This is a genomic window from Spiribacter sp. 1M189 (assembly GCF_040838345.1).
GTDB classification, from domain to species: Bacteria; Pseudomonadota; Gammaproteobacteria; order Nitrococcales; family Nitrococcaceae; genus Spiribacter; species Spiribacter insolitus.
The window spans coordinates 52,709-69,270 of record NZ_JBAKFF010000001.1; the positions used below are offsets into that span (position 1 = coordinate 52,709).

The 16,562-nt window shown below is 66.2% G+C and carries 24 protein-coding genes; 23 read left to right on the top strand and 1 reads right to left on the bottom strand.

Annotation, left to right across the window (positions count from 1 at the left end; translation table 11 throughout):
- Window positions 1-9 precede the first annotated feature (9 nt).
- The 21 genes from rplP to V6X30_RS00350 all read left to right on the top strand — a co-directional run bounded on the left by rplP (window position 10) and on the right by V6X30_RS00350 (window position 10,546).
- Window positions 10-423, top strand: a complete 414-nt coding sequence (gene rplP / locus V6X30_RS00250; RefSeq protein WP_367982633.1) for a 50S ribosomal protein L16 — start codon at window positions 10-12, stop codon at window positions 421-423.
- Entirely contained in the window at window positions 423-626 is a 204-nt protein-coding gene (rpmC, locus tag V6X30_RS00255) for a 50S ribosomal protein L29 (RefSeq protein WP_367982634.1), read from the top strand. The genes rplP and rpmC overlap by 1 nt, the downstream gene beginning before the upstream one ends.
- The gene (rpsQ, locus tag V6X30_RS00260; RefSeq protein WP_367982635.1) at window positions 623-886 is read left to right on the top strand and encodes a 30S ribosomal protein S17; all 264 of its coding nucleotides are present in this window, start codon (window positions 623-625) and stop codon (window positions 884-886) included. Before rpmC ends, rpsQ begins: the two co-directional genes overlap by 4 nt.
- A gap of 30 nt (window positions 887-916) precedes the next feature.
- Window positions 917-1,285: a 50S ribosomal protein L14 gene (rplN, locus tag V6X30_RS00265; protein WP_367965875.1), complete on the top strand. Its 369-nt coding sequence runs from the start codon at window positions 917-919 to the stop codon at window positions 1,283-1,285.
- 2 nt (window positions 1,286-1,287) lie between these two features.
- Window positions 1,288-1,605, top strand: a complete 318-nt coding sequence (gene rplX / locus V6X30_RS00270) for a 50S ribosomal protein L24 (RefSeq protein WP_367982636.1) — start codon at window positions 1,288-1,290, stop codon at window positions 1,603-1,605.
- 9 nt (window positions 1,606-1,614) lie between these two features.
- Complete coding sequence (rplE, locus tag V6X30_RS00275) at window positions 1,615-2,154, top strand: 50S ribosomal protein L5 (RefSeq protein WP_367982637.1); 540 nt, start codon at window positions 1,615-1,617, stop codon at window positions 2,152-2,154.
- A 13-nt stretch (window positions 2,155-2,167) separates the two neighbouring features.
- Window positions 2,168-2,473 carry a 30S ribosomal protein S14 gene (rpsN, locus tag V6X30_RS00280; protein WP_367982638.1) on the top strand — a complete coding sequence of 102 codons (306 nt, stop codon included), beginning with the start codon at window positions 2,168-2,170 and terminating at the stop codon, window positions 2,471-2,473.
- Window positions 2,474-2,519: 46 nt separating this feature from the next.
- The gene (rpsH, locus tag V6X30_RS00285) at window positions 2,520-2,915 is read left to right on the top strand and encodes a 30S ribosomal protein S8 (protein ID WP_367982639.1); all 396 of its coding nucleotides are present in this window, start codon (window positions 2,520-2,522) and stop codon (window positions 2,913-2,915) included.
- An 18-nt stretch (window positions 2,916-2,933) separates the two neighbouring features.
- Window positions 2,934-3,470, top strand: coding sequence for a 50S ribosomal protein L6 (rplF, locus tag V6X30_RS00290; RefSeq protein WP_367982640.1), 537 nt, complete (start codon window positions 2,934-2,936; stop codon window positions 3,468-3,470).
- 5 nt (window positions 3,471-3,475) lie between these two features.
- Window positions 3,476-3,829, top strand: coding sequence for a 50S ribosomal protein L18 (rplR, locus tag V6X30_RS00295; RefSeq protein WP_367982641.1), 354 nt, complete (start codon window positions 3,476-3,478; stop codon window positions 3,827-3,829).
- A 17-nt stretch (window positions 3,830-3,846) separates the two neighbouring features.
- Window positions 3,847-4,347, top strand: coding sequence for a 30S ribosomal protein S5 (gene rpsE, locus V6X30_RS00300; RefSeq protein ID WP_367982642.1), 501 nt, complete (start codon window positions 3,847-3,849; stop codon window positions 4,345-4,347).
- Between the two features lie 2 nt (window positions 4,348-4,349).
- Window positions 4,350-4,538, top strand: coding sequence for a 50S ribosomal protein L30 (gene rpmD, locus V6X30_RS00305; protein ID WP_367982643.1), 189 nt, complete (start codon window positions 4,350-4,352; stop codon window positions 4,536-4,538).
- Window positions 4,539-4,541: 3 nt separating this feature from the next.
- Window positions 4,542-4,976, top strand: a complete 435-nt coding sequence (gene rplO / locus V6X30_RS00310; protein WP_367982644.1) for a 50S ribosomal protein L15 — start codon at window positions 4,542-4,544, stop codon at window positions 4,974-4,976.
- Window positions 4,977-5,015: 39 nt separating this feature from the next.
- Window positions 5,016-6,323, top strand: coding sequence for a preprotein translocase subunit SecY (gene secY, locus V6X30_RS00315; RefSeq protein ID WP_408022346.1), 1,308 nt, complete (start codon window positions 5,016-5,018; stop codon window positions 6,321-6,323).
- A 23-nt stretch (window positions 6,324-6,346) separates the two neighbouring features.
- The gene (rpmJ, locus tag V6X30_RS00320; protein ID WP_153719625.1) at window positions 6,347-6,463 is read left to right on the top strand and encodes a 50S ribosomal protein L36; all 117 of its coding nucleotides are present in this window, start codon (window positions 6,347-6,349) and stop codon (window positions 6,461-6,463) included.
- A 90-nt stretch (window positions 6,464-6,553) separates the two neighbouring features.
- Entirely contained in the window at window positions 6,554-6,910 is a 357-nt protein-coding gene (gene rpsM / locus V6X30_RS00325; RefSeq protein ID WP_367982646.1) for a 30S ribosomal protein S13, read from the top strand.
- Window positions 6,911-6,933: 23 nt separating this feature from the next.
- On the top strand, window positions 6,934-7,323 hold the full coding sequence (gene rpsK, locus V6X30_RS00330) for a 30S ribosomal protein S11 (protein WP_367982647.1): 390 nt from the start codon (window positions 6,934-6,936) through the stop codon (window positions 7,321-7,323).
- Between the two features lie 16 nt (window positions 7,324-7,339).
- The gene (gene rpsD / locus V6X30_RS00335) at window positions 7,340-7,960 is read left to right on the top strand and encodes a 30S ribosomal protein S4 (RefSeq protein WP_367982648.1); all 621 of its coding nucleotides are present in this window, start codon (window positions 7,340-7,342) and stop codon (window positions 7,958-7,960) included.
- A gap of 39 nt (window positions 7,961-7,999) precedes the next feature.
- Complete coding sequence (locus V6X30_RS00340) at window positions 8,000-8,998, top strand: DNA-directed RNA polymerase subunit alpha (RefSeq protein WP_367982649.1); 999 nt, start codon at window positions 8,000-8,002, stop codon at window positions 8,996-8,998.
- 12 nt (window positions 8,999-9,010) lie between these two features.
- Complete coding sequence (gene rplQ / locus V6X30_RS00345; RefSeq protein ID WP_367982650.1) at window positions 9,011-9,418, top strand: 50S ribosomal protein L17; 408 nt, start codon at window positions 9,011-9,013, stop codon at window positions 9,416-9,418.
- Between the two features lie 147 nt (window positions 9,419-9,565).
- Entirely contained in the window at window positions 9,566-10,546 is a 981-nt protein-coding gene (locus V6X30_RS00350; protein ID WP_367982651.1) for a malate dehydrogenase, read from the top strand.
- A gap of 73 nt (window positions 10,547-10,619) precedes the next feature.
- On the opposite strand, the gene uvrA is transcribed toward V6X30_RS00350, so the two are convergent.
- Window positions 10,620-13,460, bottom strand: coding sequence for an excinuclease ABC subunit UvrA (gene uvrA / locus V6X30_RS00355; protein ID WP_367982652.1), 2,841 nt, complete (start codon window positions 13,458-13,460; stop codon window positions 10,620-10,622).
- A gap of 100 nt (window positions 13,461-13,560) precedes the next feature.
- Here uvrA and V6X30_RS00360 point away from each other — a divergent pair, with 100 nt between their 5' ends.
- Window positions 13,561-14,766, top strand: a complete 1,206-nt coding sequence (locus V6X30_RS00360) for an MFS transporter (RefSeq protein ID WP_367982653.1) — start codon at window positions 13,561-13,563, stop codon at window positions 14,764-14,766.
- Window positions 14,763-16,487, top strand: coding sequence for a bifunctional sulfate adenylyltransferase/adenylylsulfate kinase (locus V6X30_RS00365; RefSeq protein WP_367982654.1), 1,725 nt, complete (start codon window positions 14,763-14,765; stop codon window positions 16,485-16,487). The genes V6X30_RS00360 and V6X30_RS00365 overlap by 4 nt, the downstream gene beginning before the upstream one ends.
- Window positions 16,488-16,562 lie beyond the last annotated feature (75 nt).

A 16,562-nucleotide genomic window follows, 5' to 3' on the forward strand; every position in this document is an offset into this window, starting at 1 on the left:
GAGACAGTCATGCTTCAGCCAAAGCGCACCAAGTTCAGAAAACAGCAGAAGGGCCGCAACAACGGTCTGGCCAGTCGCGGCGACAAGGTCAACTTCGGCGAGTTCGGTCTGAAGTCGACCACCCGCGGGCCGATCACGGCGCGGCAGATCGAGGCCGGGCGTCGGGCGATCAACCGTCACGTGCGTCGTGGCGGCAAGATCTGGATCCGGATTTTCCCGGATACCCCGATCACCTCCAAGCCGCTCGAAGTCCGGCAGGGCAAGGGCAAGGGCAATGTCGATCACTGGGCGGCCAAGGTGCAGCCGGGTCGGGTGATCTATGAAATCGAAGGGGTCTCCGAAGAGGTGGCGCGCGAGGCATTCCGCCGCGCCGCGGCCAAGCTCCCGGTGCAGACCCGTTTCGTTGAACGGACGGCGATGTGATGAAGGCAACGGAACTTCGCGACAAGGACATCGAGGCCCTTGAGGCCGAGCTCCTGGAGCAGCGCAAGGAACAGTTCAACCTGCGTATGCAGCAGGCGACCGGGCAGCTCGCGCGGCCCGACCAGGTGACACGGGTGCGGCGGGATATCGCCCGCCTCAAGACCGTGATCAACGAGAAGATCAAGGCAGGCGAGACGTCATGAGCGAGAAAGACAGCGTCCAGCGCACGGTCAACGGCCGCGTGACCAGTACGGCCATGGATAAGACCATCACGGTGGCCGTGGAGCGGCAGGTCGCCCATCCGCTGTATGGCAAATACATCCGCCGGACCACCAAGGTCCATGCGCACGATGAGGACAACGTCTGCCAGAAGGGCGACTGGGTGGCCGTGGCGGAGTGCCGCCCGATCTCCAAGCGCAAGTCCTGGCGGCTCGTGGAAGTGCTCGAGCGCGCGGCCCAATAGGCAACGGATAATCATAGAGAGTCAATCGCCATGATTCAGATGCAGACGCTGCTTGGCGCGGCGGATAACAGCGGAGCGCGGGAAGTCCAGTGCATCAAGGTGCTGGGCGGGTCCAAGCGCCGCTACGCCGGCATCGGCGACATCATCAAGGTCAGCGTCAAGGACGCCATCCCCCGGGGTCGCGTCAAGAAGGGCGAGGTTTACAACGCCGTGGTGGTGCGCACCAAGCGCGGCGTGCGCCGGCCCGACGGTTCGCTGATCCGCTTCGACGGGAATGCCGCCGTGCTGCTGAATAACAACCTGCAGCCCATCGGCACCCGTGTGTTCGGCCCGGTGACCCGTGAGCTGCGCACCGAGCGCTTCATGCGGATCATCTCGTTGGCGCCGGAGGTACTGTAGTCATGCGCAAGATCAGAACCGGTGACGAAGTCATGGTCATCGCCGGCAAGGACAAGGGCCGGCGCGGCCGAGTGACCCGAGTGCTCCCGGAGCGGGACCGCATCGTGGTCGAGAACGCGAATATGGTGAAGAAGCACCGGCGGGCGAATCCCCAGGCGAATGACGCCGGCGGGATCATCGAGCAGGAAATGCCCCTGCACCGCTCCAACGTGGCGATCTACAACCCCAATACCGGTAAGCCCGATCGGGTCGGTATCCGGGTTGATGATGGCGGCCGCAAGGTGCGTTTCTTCAAGTCCGACAACAACCTGATTGACTAGGGTGCCGTGATGGCCAGATTGCGGGAGCAATACAAAAGCGAAATCGTCTCGGCGCTGTCGCAGCGCTTTGAGTATGGCAATCCCATGCAGGTGCCGCGGCTCGAGAAGATCGTCATCAACATGGGCCTCGGTGAGGCGGTCCGCGACAAGAAGGTTGTCGACCACGCCGCCGGTGACCTGGCGTCACTGGCCGGTCAGAAGCCGATCGTGACCTATACGCGGAAGGCGGTCGCGGGGTTCAAGATCCGCGAGAACTGGCCCATCGGGGTCAAGGTGACGCTGCGCCGCGAGCGGATGTACGAGTTCTTCGACCGGCTGATCAACATCGCCGCGCCGCGGGTCCGTGACTTCCGGGGGTTCTCGCCGCGCTCGTTCGACGGCCGGGGCAACTACAACGTCGGCATCCAGGAGCAGCTCGTGTTCCCGGAACTCGAGTTCGACAAGATCGATGCCATTCGCGGTATGGATATCGCGATCGGCACTACTGCAAAGACGGACGAGGAAGCCATGGCCCTGCTCGAGGGCTTTGGGTTCCCCTTCCGCAAGTAAAAGAGGGCAGGAAATGGCAAAGGTTTCCATGGTCCAGCGTGAGCTCAAGCGCGAGCGGCTGCGCAACAAGTATGCGACCAAGCGCGCCGAGCTCAAGGAAATCATTCGCAGCCCCGCCTCCTCGGACGAGGAGCGGGCGGCGGCTCAGGAGCAGCTTCAGAACCTGCCCCGGAACGCCAGCCCGGTGCGGGGCCGCAACCGGTGCAATGTCTCGGGTCGGCCTCGCGGTTACTACCGCAAGTTCGGTCTGGCCCGGAACATGCTCCGCCAGGCCGCGATGCGCGGTGAGATCCCCGGCCTGAAGCTGTCCAGCTGGTGAGCGGTATGGGCAAGGGTAACCAGGCAAGGAACCAGGTGACGCGAACATGAGCATGACCGATCCCATCGCGGATATGCTGACCCGCATTCGCAACGGTCAGTCCGCCGAGAAGACGGAGGTCTCAATGCCCTCCTCGAAGCTGAAGATGGCCATCGCCCGAGTGCTGAAGGACGAAGGCTATGTTCATGACTACCGGGTCGAGGGCGACGAGAAGAAGCCGACGCTGGTGGTGTCGCTGAAGTACCACGACGGCCGTCCGGTCATCGAGGAGATTCAGCGCGTCAGCCGCCCCGGCCTGCGCCGCTTCGAGGGCAAGGGCTCTCTGCCGCAGGTTCGAGGCGGGCTGGGGACTGCCATCATTTCCACCTCGCAGGGTGTCATGACCGATCGGGCGGCGCGCGACGCCGGCCACGGCGGTGAAGTCCTCTGTGTCGTGTTCTAGAGACGGGACGAGGCGGTCATGTCCAGAGTAGCGAACAATCCGGTAACGATCCCGAGTGGTGTCGAGGTCAATCTTGGCGGCGATCGTCAGATCACCGTCAAGGGCGGCAAGGGTGAGCTCAGCCACACCATCCACGAGTGGGTGGACGTGGGCCAGGAAGAGCAGAACCTGACCTTTGCGGCCAACCGTGAGCGGCAGGATGCTGTCGCTCTGGCGGGCACCACCCGGGCCCTGGTCAACAATATGGTCCGTGGTGTGAGCGAGGGCTTCGAGCGGCGTCTGCAGCTGGTGGGTGTCGGGTACCGCGCCCAGGCGCAGGGGCAGAAGCTCAACCTCACGCTCGGATTTTCGCACCCGGTCGAGCATCCGGTGCCCGAAGGCGTCACAGTCGAGACGCCGTCCAACACGGAAATCGTGGTGAGGGGCATCGACAAGCAGAAGGTCGGTCAGGTGGCGGCAGACATCCGCGCCTACCGTCCGCCGGAGCCCTACAAGGGCAAGGGCGTTCGGTACGCCGACGAGCGGGTCATCATGAAGGAAGCCAAGAAGAAGTAATGGCGATGGAGAAGAAGGCAGCAAGACAGCGCCGGGCCCGCAAGGCCCGCGCCAAGATGCGGGAGCTCGGAGCGGTACGGCTGACGATCCACCGTACCCCCCGGCATACCTATGCCCAGGTCATCTCCGCGGATGCCGGCCAGACGCTGGCGGCGGCATCTACCCTGGAGAAGGACGTGCGCGGCGAACTCGCCAGCGGCGGCAATATCGAGGCCGCCAAGGCGGTGGGCCGGGCCATCGCCGAGCGCGCGACGGCCGCGGGCATCACCGAGGTGGCCTTCGACCGCTCGGGCTTCAAGTTTCACGGACGTGTTCAGGCGATTGCCGATGCCGCCCGTGAAGCCGGACTCAAATTCTGAACAGAGGCATAGTGGCGATGGCGACCAGTGATGTCAGCGGTGAGGGTCTTCGCGAGAAGCTCATCACCATCAATCGCGTGGCCAAGGTGGTGAAGGGTGGCCGTCAGTTCGGCTTTACCGCCCTGACCGTGGTCGGCGATGGCGAGGGTTCCGTGGGTTACGGGTACGGGAAGGCCCGTGAAGTGCCCCTGGCCATTCAGAAGGCCATGGAGCGTGCCCGGCAGAACATGCGTCAGGTCAACCTCAACGGCCCGACCCTGCAGTACGCGATCACGGGGTACCACGGCTCGAGCAAGGTGTTCATGCAGCCGGCCTCGGAAGGTACCGGCATCATCGCCGGTGGCGCCATGCGCGCCGTCTTCGAGGTGGTCGGCGTGCAGGACGTGCTGGCCAAGGCCATCGGCTCGCGCAACCCGATCAACGTGGTTCAGGCGACCATCAAGGCGCTCTCCGACTATCACTCTCCGGAGTACGTGGCGGCCAAGCGCGGCAAGACGGTCGAAGAGGTTCAGAGCTGATCATGGCTAAGAACAAGCAGATTCGTGTGACCCTGGTGCGCAGCCTGTCGGGCCGGCTGGCCGGACATAAGGCCTGCGTCTCCGGGCTTGGCCTCCGGCGCATGCACCACAGCGTGGTGGTCAACGATACGCCGGAGAACCGCGGGATGATCAACAAGGTCTCCTACATGCTCCAGGTCGAGGAGGTCTGAGCGATGCGACTGAATTCACTGCGCCCCGCACCGGGTTCGCGGCGCGATGCCGAGCGCGTCGGCCGTGGCGCCGGCTCGGGCATGGGCAAGACCGCGAGCCGTGGTCATAAGGGGCAGAAGTCCCGCAGCGGCGGCTTCCACAAGACCGGTTTCGAGGGCGGCCAGATGCCGCTCCAGCGTCGGGTGCCCAAGGTCGGCTTCCGCTCGCGCAAGGGTCAGTACGTGGCCGAGGTCCGCCTGCCGGAGCTCGCCCTGGTGGATGGTGATGTGGTCTCGCTGGAGACGCTGCAGGCCGCAGGGATTGTGCCGCGGAACGCGCGGTCGGCGAAGGTGATCGCCTCCGGCGAGATCGCTCGGGCGGTGACGCTACAGGGCGTGCGCGCCACGGCCGGTGCCCGGGCGGCCATCGAGAAGGCCGGCGGCAAGGTCGAAGCGTAAGTGGCTCGGGCGTCCGCCAATGCAGGTGCCCTCGGGGGCATGGGTCGGCTCACGGAGGTCCGCCAGCGGCTGACGTTCGTGGTCATGGCCCTGATCGTCTATCGACTGGGCGCGCATATCACGATTCCGGGCATCGACCAGGGCGCCCTCGCGGATATGTTCGAGCAGCAGGCGGGGACGATCCTGGACATGTTCAACATGTTTTCGGGCGGTGCGCTGGGCCGGCTGTCGATCTTTGCACTGGGCGTGATGCCCTATATCAGCGCATCAATCATCATGCAGTTGATGAGTGCGGTGGTGCCCTCGCTGCAGCAGCTGCGCAAGGAAGGCGAGCAGGGCCGCCGCGTGATCACCAAGTACACGCGCTACGGCACGCTGGCGCTGGCGCTGTTCCAGGGCATCGGTATTACGGTGGCCCTGCAGAACCAGGGCGTGGTCCTGGATCCGGGCCCGAGTTTCGTGTTCATCGGCACGACGACGCTCGTCACGGGGACGATGTTCCTCATGTGGCTGGGTGAGCAGATCACCGAGCGGGGTATCGGCAACGGCATTTCGCTGATCATTTTCGCAGGCATCGTGGCCGGGCTTCCGGCAGCGCTGGGTGGCACGCTTGAGCTGACCCGGACGGGCGAGCTGGGCATTCCGACGGTCATCATCCTGCTGATGCTGGCGCTGGGGGTGATCTGGTTCATTGTGTTCATGGAGCGCGGCCAGCGCCGGATCACGATTCACTACGCGCGACGGCAGCAGGGCCGGAAGATGTATGCGGGGCAGACCAGCCATCTGCCGCTGAAGATCAACATGGCCGGTGTGATCCCGGCGATCTTCGCCTCCAGCATCATTCTCTTTCCCGCCACCATTGGACAGTGGTTCGGTGAGATGGAGGGGCTTTCGTGGATGCAGCGCCTCGGGCAGACCCTGAGCCCCGGGCAGCCGCTCTACATCGCCTTCTATGCGGCGGCGATCATCTTTTTCTGTTTTTTCTACACGGCGCTGGTTTTCAACTCGCGGGATACGGCCGACAACCTGAAGCGCTCCGGTGCCTTCATTCCCGGTGTCCGGCCCGGTGAGCAGACCTCGCGCTATATCGACAAGGTCATGACGCGGCTCACGCTGGTGGGCGCGGGGTACATCACGGCGGTCTGCCTGCTGCCGGAGTTCCTGATCCTCTACTGGAACGTGCCGTTCTACTTTGGTGGCACTTCGCTGCTGATCATCGTGGTGGTGGTGATGGACTTCATGTCGCAGCTGCAGGCACACCTCGTATCCCACCAGTACGAGCCGCTGATGAAGAAGGCTAATCTGCAGGCCCACGGGCGTGGTGCCGGCGGCGGGCTGATGCGCTGAATGAGAAATCTGGAGACGGGACGATGAAGGTACGTGCCTCGGTCAAGAAAATCTGCCGCAACTGCAAGGTGATCAAGCGTGGCGGCGTGGTGCGGGTGATCTGCACGACGGATGCGCGCCATAAGCAGCGCCAGGGCTGAGCCCCGGCGATCGTGGCTTGAATGAAATACGGTAATCCGGCTATACTAGCGGGTTTCCGCGAGCAAAGAACAACTCGGGAGTAACGGCTCATGGCCCGTATTGCTGGCGTCAATATCCCCGCCAACAAGCACACAGTGATCGCGCTGACCTCGATTTACGGCATTGGCCGGACTCGGGCGGCGTCTATCTGCAAGGCGGCCGACATCGCGCCCGACCGCAAGGTCAACGAGCTCACGGATGACGAGCTCGAGCGCGTGCGCGGCGTTGTCAACGAATATGCCGTCGAGGGCGACCTGCGGCGTCAGGTGGCCATGGACATCAAGCGTTTGATGGACATGGGCTGCTACCGCGGCATCCGCCACCGGCGTGGCATGACGGTGCGGGGACAGAAGACCCGGACCAATGCGCGTACCCGCAAGGGCCCGCGCCGTGCCGTCACCCGTTAACGCAATAGCAGGACAGCATTCACATGGCCAAGCCAACCACCCGTACCCGCAAGCGCGTCAAGCGTACGGTTGTCGATGGGATCGCGCACGTCAACGCGAGCTTCAATAACACGGTGATCACCATCACCGACCGGCAGGGTAATGCCCTCGCCTGGGCCAGTGCCGGCGGCAGTGGTTTCCGCGGCTCACGCAAGAGCACGCCGTTCGCCGCGCAGGTGGCGTCCGAGCGGGCCGGCGAGTCGGCCAAGGACTACGGTCTGAAAAATCTGGAGGTGCGGGTCAAGGGACCGGGGCCGGGCCGCGAGTCCGCCGTTCGGGCCCTCAACAACGTTGGCTACCGCATCACGAATATCGAGGACGTGACGCCCATCCCGCACAACGGATGCCGTCCGCCCAAGAAGCGTCGCGTCTGATCAGGGGAACGCAATCATGGCACGTTACATCGGACCGACCTGCAAGCTCGCTCGCCGCGAGGGCACCGACCTCTACCTGAAGAGCGGCGTCCGGCCACTCGACAGCAAGTGCAAGTTGGATACGCCTCCGGGGCAGCACGGCCAGCGCCGCGGCCGCCTCTCGGATTACGGCCTGCAGCTGCGCGAGAAGCAGAAAGTGCGCCGCATGTACGGCGTGCTGGAGCGTCAGTTCCGGAAGTACTACAAGGAAGCCGACCGCCGCAAGGGCAACACGGGTGAGAACCTGCTGCAGCTCCTTGAAAGCCGGCTCGACAACGTCGTCTACCGCATGGGCTTTGCGGCGACCCGCGCCGAGGCCCGCCAGTTGGTGGCGCACCGCGCGGTGGAGCACAACGGCCGGGTGACCAACGTCGCCTCCGCCGAGGTCAAGGCGGGTGACGAGGTGGGCATCCGCCAGCGCGCTCAGAAGCAGCTCCGCGTGCAGGCCGCCCAAGAGATGGCACAGCAGAACGGACTGCCGGAGTGGCTCGAGGTCGATGCCAAGGCGTTCAAGGGCACTTTCAAGCAGCTGCCCGACCGCGCCGATCTGGCCGCCGAGATCAACGAGCATCTCATCGTCGAGCTTTATTCCAAGTAAGGGCGCCGCGGGCGGTCTTACCGATCAGGAGTTTCATTCATGCAGGGTCAGTTTAAGGATTTCCTTAAACCTCGAGTGGTGGACGTGGATGCGGTCAGCGAAAAGCGCGCCCGTATCACGCTCGAGCCGCTGGAGCGCGGATTCGGGCACACGCTGGGTAACGCGCTGCGGCGCGTCCTGCTCTCCTCGATGCCGGGTTTCGCCGTCACCGAGGTCGAGATCGAAGGCGTGCTCCACGAGTACACCGCCGTCGAGGGCGTGCAGGAGGATGTCGTCGACATTCTGCTCAACCTCAAGAACCTGGCCGTGCGTCTGAACGGTCGGGACGAGGCCACGCTCCGGCTCCACAAAAAGGGGCCCGGGGCGGTGACCGCGGCGGATATCGCCGAGGAGCAGAACGTCGAGGTCAAGAACCCGGAGCTGGTGATCTGCAACCTCACCCAGGCGGGTGAGATCAGCATGTCGATCACCATTGCCAGTGGCCGCGGTTACGAGCCCGCCACGGCACGTGATCCGGAAGAGGAGCGCACCATCGGCCGGCTGGCCCTGGATGCGACCTACAGCCCGGTCCGGCGCGTCGCCTACAATGTCGAGAGCGCGCGTGTCGAACAGCGGACCGATCTCGACAAGCTGGTCATGGACATCGAGACCAGCGGCGTCATCGAGCCGGAGGAGGCGATTCGCCTCGCCGCCGGCGTGCTGCGCGATCAGCTGGCCGTGTTCGTCGACCTGGAAGGGGGCGAGGGCGAGGCCGAACCGCGTCGCAAGGAACCGGAGGTGGATCCGGTGCTGCTGCGCCCGATCGACGATCTGGAGCTCACGGTGCGCTCCGCCAACTGCCTGAAGGCCGAGAGCATCCACTACGTGGGTGATCTGGTCCAGCGCACTGAGGTGGAGCTGCTCAAGACGCCGAACCTCGGTAAAAAGTCGCTTAATGAAATCAAGGAAGTCCTGGCACAGCACGGGCTTCAGCTTGGCATGCGTCTCGAGAACTGGCCGCCGGCCAGCCTTGAGGAGCGTGGCCGGGCCACGGGTTAAGGGGGAAGCGTGATGCGTCATCGCAAGGCAGGACGGAAACTCAACCGCAACAGTTCGCATCGGCAGGCGATGTTCCGCAACATGTCGGCATCACTGTTCGAGCACGAGGCCATTCGGACCACGCTGCCCAAGGCCAAGGAGCTGCGGCGTGTGGCCGAGCCACTGATCACGCTGGCCGGTAATGATACGGTGGCGAACCGCCGCCTGGCGTTCGCCCGGCTGCGCAACAAGGCAATCGTCACCAAGCTCTTCGAGGAGTTGGGTCCGCGTTACCGCGAGCGCCCCGGTGGCTATCTGCGCATCCTCAAGGCCGGGTTCCGGGCCGGAGACAATGCGCCGATGGCATTTGTGGAGCTGGTGGACCGGCCCATGGCGGAAGCGCCCGAGGAAGCCGACGAAGAAGTCGCCGAGGCCTCCTGAGGTCCCGGGACAGTCCGGGCAGGGCGCTGACGACCGCGAACCGCGCAAGACAAGGCCACCTCCGGGTGGCCTTTTTCATGTGCTAGACTTCGCCGAATTGCGGCGGTGCACCAGTGCCGGCGCGCTGACAACAATGGAGGGGGTTCCATGAAAGCACCTGTACGCGTAGCGGTAACCGGCGCCGCCGGCCAGATCGGTTACAGTCTCCTTTTCCGTATCGCCTCGGGCGACATGCTGGGGCCGGATCAGCCGGTCATCCTCCAGCTCCTGGAAGTGCCGCCGGCGATGGACGCCGTACAGGGCGTGATGATGGAGCTCGACGACTGCGCCTTCCCGCTGCTGGCGGGGCTGCAGGCCAGTGACCAGGCCGAGGAGGCGTTCAAGGACGCCGACTACATCCTGCTGGTGGGCGCCAAGCCGCGTGGCCCCGGCATGGAGCGCAAGGACCTCCTTGAGGCCAACGCGGCCATTTTCTCGGTGCAGGGCAAGGCCATGAACGCCGTGGCAAGCCGCGATGTGCGCGTGCTGGCGGTGGGCAACCCGGCCAACACCAATGCCCTGATCGCCCAGCGCAATGCGCCGGACCTGGACCCGCGCTGTTTCACGGCCATGACGCGGCTTGATCACAACCGGGCCCTGGCGCAGCTCGCCAACCGCACCGGCACCCATGTCACCGATATCCAGAAGCTCACGGTCTGGGGCAATCACTCCGCCACCCAGTATCCGGACATCAGCCACGCCGTGGTCGACGGCAAGGCCGCCAGCGACCTGGTCGACCAGGCCTGGCTCGAGGAGAGCTTCATCCCCACCGTGCAGCAGCGCGGCGCCGCCATCATCAAGGCCCGTGGCCAGTCCAGCGCGGCCTCGGCGGCCAGCGCGGCCATCGACCACATGCGCGACTGGACCCTCGGGACACCGGAGGGTGACTGGGTGAGCATGGCGATCCCGTCGGATGGCAGCTACGGCATCGCCGAGGGGATCATCTACTCCTTCCCGGTACGATGCAGTGGCGGGCGCTACGAGATCGTCCAGGACCTCAGCATCGACGACTTCTCCCGCGAGCGCATGAGCGCCACCGAGCAGGAGCTGGTCGAGGAGCGCGACGCGGTCCAGCACCTGCTGCCCTGATCCCGATGGCCGGTGCCCACGCCGGTCGCCGGGTCCGCTGAAGGCCGATGACCCGCCCGGGCATCGGCCTTTTTCATTGCTGTCCAGCGCGCTCCAGCAGCGGTTCCAGGTATCGCCCGGTATGCGAGTGCGGATCGGCGGCGATCTGCTCTGGTGTGCCGGTGGCCACGATCCGCCCGCCACCGGCGCCGCCCTCCGGGCCCAGATCGATCAGCCAGTCACAGGTCTTGATGACATCGAGGTTGTGTTCGATGACCACCAGGGTGTTGCCCTCATCGCGCAGCCGGTGCAGCACCTCGAGCAGCTGGGCGATATCGTGGAAATGGAGCCCGGTGGTGGGCTCGTCGAGGATATAGAGCGTCTGCCCGGTACCCCGGCGCGAGAGCTCCCGGGCCAGTTTGACCCGCTGGGCCTCGCCGCCGGAGAGGGTGACGGCGTTCTGCCCCAGGCGGACATAGCCGAGGCCCACGTCGATCAGGGTCTGGAGCTTGCGCGCCAGCGCCGGGATGCTGGAGAACACCGCCAGCGCCTCGGCCACACTCATGTCCAGCACCTCGGCGACGTTGTAGCCCCGGTAGCGGATCTCCAGGGTTTCGCGGTTGTAGCGCGCCCCCCGGCAGGTATCGCAGGGGACGTAGACATCGGGCAGGAAATGCATGGCCACCCGGATCACGCCCTCTCCCTGGCAGGCCTCGCAGCGCCCGCCGCGGACGTTGAAGCTGAACCGCCCCGGGCCATAGCCACGGGACCGCGCCTCGGCGGTGGCGGCGAAGAGCTCGCGAATGGGCGTGAAAAGCCCCGTATAGGTGGCCGGGTTCGAGCGCGGGGTCCGGCCGATGGGGCTCTGGTCGATATCCACGACCTTGTCGAAGTGCTCGAGGCCGTCCACTGCCTCGCAGTCCGCCGGGGTCAGTTCGGCGCCATTCAGGGCCGCGGCGGCGGCGGGATAGAGCGTGTCGTTGATGAGGGTCGACTTGCCCGAACCGGAAACGCCGGTGACCCCGATCATCAGACCGGCGGGGAAGCGGGCCTCTACCGCCTGGAGGTTGTGCCCGCGCGCGCCGCGGATATGGATGGCGCGGGCGTCATCGGCGACAAGCCGTTCCGCCGGCACGGCAATGCGGCGGCGCCCGGCCAGGTAGTCGCCGGTCAGCGAATCCTGCGCGTTCATGATCGCCTCGGCGTCGCCCGCCGCGATCACCGCGCCCCCCTCACTGCCGGCCCCCGGGCCCATGTCGACGATGTGGTCGGCGGCGCGGATCGCCTCCTCGTCGTGCTCCACCACGATGACCGTGTTATCGAGATCACGCAGATGCCGGAGGGTGTCCAGCAGCCGGTCGTTGTCGCGCTGATGCAGCCCGATGGAGGGCTCGTCGAGCACATACATCACGCCCACCAGTCCGGCGCCGATCTGGCTTGCCAGGCGGATGCGCTGGGCCTCGCCGCCGGAGAGGGTCTCGGCGCTGCGCTCAAGGCTCAGATAATCCAGGCCCACATTCACCAGGAAACGCAGGCGCTGGTCGATTTCCCGCAGGATGCTCTCGGCGATGGTGGCCCGGGCCCCGGTCAGATCCAGTGCGCCCATGATGCGGGCCGCCTCGGCGATGGACAGCGCGTTGATCGCCGGCAGCGTCCAGTCGGCCACGGTGACATGCCGGGCGGCGGCATTCAGGCGGCTGCCGCCACAGTCGGGGCAGGTCCGGCGGGTGAGATAGCGGGCCAGCTCGTCGCGCACCGCCGCCGAGTCGGTCTCGCGGTAGCGGCGCGACATGTTGTTCACCACGCCCTCGAAGGGATGCTCGCTGGCCTGGCCACTGCCGCGTCGGGCGCCGGCGTAGTGAAACCGGATCATCTCCTCGCCGCTGCCGTAGAGCACCACCTCGCGGATGGCGGCCGGCAGATCTCGCCAGGGCGTATCGACGTCAAAGTCGTAGTGGGCGGCCAGGTCGTTGATGATCTGGCCGTAATAGGCGTTGCGCCGGTCCCAGCCGCGCACCGCGCCAGCCGCCAGCGAGAGTTCCGGGTGGGCGACGATGCGTGCCGGATCGAAGAACTGCTCCACGCCCAGTCCGTCGCAGGTGGGGCAGGCCCCCTGGGGGTTGTTGAACGAGAACAGCCGCGGTTCGAGCTCGCTCAGCGAATAGCCGCATTCGGGGCAGGCGTAGCGCGCCGAGAACACCAGTTCCTCGCGCGTGGCATCGTCCATGTCCGCGAGCCGGGCGACGTCGTCACCCAGCGCCAGACAGGTCTCCAGCGAGTCGGCGAGCCGGGTCGCGAGATCCGGTCGGACCCGGAAGCGATCCACCACCACGTCGATGTCGTGGCTGCGCTGCGGGTCCAGCGCCGGCACCTCGTCCAGGTCCACCACCTCGCCGTCCACCCGTGCCCGGACAAAGCCCTGGTTACGCAGGTCGGCGAAGACCTCGCGGTGCTCGCCCTTGCGTCCGCGGATGCGCGGGGCCAGCAGCATGAATCGCCGTTCATCCGGCTGGGCCAGGATCTGGTCGACCATCTCGCTGACGCTCTGCGCCTCGAGTGCATGGCCGTGGGTGGGGCAGTGCGGCGTACCGGCGCGGGCGAAGAGCAGACGCAGATAGTCATGGATCTCGGTGACCGTGCCTACGGTGGAGCGCGGGTTGTGCGAGGTCGACTTCTGCTCGATGGCGATCGCCGGCGACAGGCCCTCGATATGGTCGACATCGGGTTTGTCCATCATCGACAGGAACTGCCGGGCATAGGCCGACAGCGACTCGACGTAGCGGCGCTGTCCCTCGGCGTAGAGCGTGTCGAAGGCAAGCGATGACTTGCCCGAGCCGGACAGGCCGGTGATGACGATGAGCTTGCCGCGGGGCAGGGTCAGATGCAGGTCGCGCAGGTTATGGGTACGCGCGCCCTCGATGACGATGGCGTCCATGGACTTCCCGGTCAAAACAATTTGTTAGTATACCGCCCCTGCGCAACTCAGACCGACAGGGGCAAGCGTGCACGGCAAAAAGGGATCCGGCGCCGGGCCGATGAACAGCGACGAACGCCGGGCCACGGCGGGGCTTTCCATCATCTTCGGCCTGCGCATGCTGGGGTTGTTCCTGATCCTTCCGGTCTTTGCCCTCTATGGCAGCGATCTGCCCGGCGCCACGCCGGCACTGGTGGGGCTCGCCATCGGTGCCTACGGCCTCACCCAGGCGATCCTGCAGATCCCCTTCGGCATGCTCTCCGATCGCATCGGCCGGCGCCCGGTGATCATCTTCGGCCTGCTCATCTTCGCCGTTGGCAGTGGCCTCGCCGCCGAAGCCGAGAGCATCTACGGGGTGATCCTCGGTCGGGCACTGCAGGGCTGCGGTGCCATCGCCGCGGCGGTGATGGCGCTGGCGGCGGATCTCACCCGCGACCGGCAGCGCACCAAGACCATGGCGCTGATCGGCATCAGCGTGGGCGTGGCCTTCATGGTGGCGCTGGTGGCCGGGCCGGCGATTGCCGCCTGGGCCGGGCTGCCCGGCGTGTTCTGGGCCACCGCCGGTTTTGCGCTGGTGGCCATGGTGCTGCTCTATGGCCTGGTGCCGGCGGGTGGCGAGCGGGTCTTCCGGCCCGAGGTCAATGCCCGCGCCGGCGGACTGCCCGTGGTGCTGCGCCAGCCCGATCTGCTGCGCCTCGACTTCGGGGTGCTGGTGCTGCATCTGATCCTGACCGCGAGTTTCGTGGTACTGCCCGTGGTGCTGGAGTCGCGACTGGGTATCCCGCGGGGGGATCACTGGATGGTCTATATCCCGGTGCTGGTGCTCTCGGTGGCCGGCATGGCCGTGCTCATCGGCATCGGCGAGCGGCGCCGTATCCTGCATCGCCTGCTGGCGGGGGTGGCGGGCATCGTGATCGTCGCCGACCTGGTCCTGGCGGGTTTCAGTGCCTGGCTGCCCGGCATGCTCATCGGCCTGTGGCTCTTCTTCGTCGGCTTCAACACCCTGGAGGCGAGCCTGCCCTCGCTGCTCACGCGCTTCGCGCCGGATGGGCTGCGGGGCACCGCGCTCGGGGTCTACTCCACCGCGCAGTTCCTTGGCGCCTTCTTGGGTGGGGTGTTCGGCGGCATCATCCAGGGCGCCTTCGGCGTGAGCGGGGTATTCATCTTCTGCGCCATCGCGGCGGGACTCTGGCTGCTGACGGCCGTGGGGCTCAGCGCGCCGGCATCCTACCGCGAGGCCGCGGCAACCGAAGCGGAGACAACATGACGGATCTCATCCCGCCCTATGGCGGCACCCTCAAGGATCTGAGGCTCGACGCCGAGTCGGCCCGGGCGGCCAAGGACGCGGCCGTGGACTACCCCAGCTGGGATCTCACCGAGCGCCAGCTCTGCGATCTGGAACTGCTTGCCAACGGCGGTTTCTCTCCGCTGGAGGGCTTCATGGGCCAGGCCGACTACGAGCGGGTGGTCACCGACATGCGGCTCGCCGACGGTACCCTCTGGCCGATGCCGGTGACACTGGATGTGAGCGAGGCCTTCGCCGAGGGCATCGCCGCCGGCGACCGGGTGGCGCTGCGCGATCCCGAGGGGGTGATCCTCGCGATCCTGACCGTCTCGGATACCTGGCGGCCCGACCGCGAGGTGGAGGCGGAGCAGGTGTTCGGCACCACCGACCCGGGTCACCCGGCGGTGGCCTGGCTGCGGGAGCAGAGTCATCCGGTTTACGTGGGCGGTCGTATCGAGGCGCTGGATCTGCCGGTGCACTACGACTTCACCCACCTGCGCCTGACGCCGGCCGAGCTGCGCGAGCGCTTCCGGCGCAATGGCTGGCGGCGGGTGGTGGCCTTCCAGACCCGCAATCCCATGCACCGCGCCCATGTCGAGCTCACCTTCCTGGCCGCGCGCCAGGCCGAGGCCAACCTGCTGATCCACCCGGTGGTGGGCATGACCAAGCCCGGCGATGTCGATCACTACTCGCGGGTGCGCTGCTACGAGCATGTGCTGAAGAAATATCCCGAGCAGACCACGGCGCTCTCGCTGCTGCCGCTGGCCATGCGCATGGGCGGGCCGCGCGAGGCCGTCTGGCATGCCATCATCCGCCGCAATTACGGCTGCACCCATCTCATTGTGGGGCGCGATCATGCCGGCCCCGGCAAGGACAGCCGCGGTGAGGAGATCTACGGCCCCTACGACGCCCAGGATCTGGTCACCCGTCATGCCGACGAGCTGGGCATCGAGATGGTGCCGTTCCGCATGATGGTCTACGTTCAGGAGCGGGCCGGCTATGCGCCCATCGACGAGGTGGACGAGGCCGCCGAGACGGTGATGAACATCTCCGGCACCGAGTTCCGGCGCCGCATGCGCGAGGGACTGGAGATTCCGGACTGGTTCGGTTATCCGGAGGTGGTCCAGGAACTGCGCAAGACCTATCCGCCGCGGGCGCGGCAGGGCTTTACCCTGTTCTTCACCGGGCTGTCCGGCTCCGGCAAGTCCACCATCGCCAATGCCGTGATGGTCAAGCTCATGGAGCGCGGTGGCCGGCCGGTCACCCTGCTCGACGGCGATGTGGTGCGTAAGCATCTGTCCAGCGAGCTGGGCTTTTCCAAGGACCACCGCGACCTCAACATCCGCCGCATCGGCTTTGTGGCCGCCGAGATCACCCGCAACGGCGGTGTCGCCATCTGTGCCCCCATCGCGCCTTACACGGCCACGCGCGGCGCGGTTCGGGAGATGGCCGAGGCGGCCAACGGCGGGTTCATCGAGATCCATGTCGCCACGCCACTTGAGGAGTGCGAGCGGCGCGATCGCAAGGGGCTCTACGCCAAGGCCCGGGCCGGGCTGATCAAGGGCTTCACCGGCATCGACGACCCCTACGAGGCCCCCGAGGCGCCGGAGCTGCGCATCGATACCACCGACTGCACGGTGGAGGAGGCCGCGCAGAAGGTCCTGCTCAAGCTCGAGGGCCTGGGCTTCATCGATCTGCGCTAGCCGCTCGTCGGCCGGCATTTGGCATGGCGGCCGGAAGGCGTAGAGTGCGAATTACCAGCGCGGGCCGCAGCGGCC